Origin of the sequence: Streptomyces zaehneri (genome assembly GCF_032248645.1) — a bacterium.
Lineage (GTDB): Bacteria > Actinomycetota > Actinomycetes > Streptomycetales > Streptomycetaceae > Streptomyces > Streptomyces coriariae.
In genome coordinates, this window is record NZ_JASTTJ010000087.1 from 1 (window position 1) to 265 (window position 265).

A 265-nucleotide genomic window follows, 5' to 3' on the forward strand; every position below is an offset into this window, starting at 1 on the left:
TCTTGTTGCGGAGGGCGTGCGCGTGCGCCGGGTCGCGGTGGACTACGCCTCCCACACCCGGCATGTCGAGGCGATCGAGGAGATCCTGGGAGAGGCGTTCGCCGGCATCCGTGCTCAGGCCCCGCTGATTCCTTTCTATTCGACGGTGACGGGCGAGTGGGTGCGGGAGGCGGGTGTCCTCGACGGCGGCTACTGGTACCGCAACCTGCGTGGCCAGGTCCGTTTCGGTCCCGCCATCGCCGACCTGCTGGCCGGCGGCCACACC

General features: G+C 69.8%; 1 protein-coding gene. It reads left to right on the forward strand.

Annotated features, from left to right (window positions below; all coding sequences use genetic code 11):
* Positions 1-16 precede the first annotated feature (16 nt).
* Positions 17-265 (forward strand): acyltransferase domain-containing protein (locus QQM72_RS40765; RefSeq protein WP_314225845.1); only part of this gene is annotated, 249 nt, incomplete at its 3' end.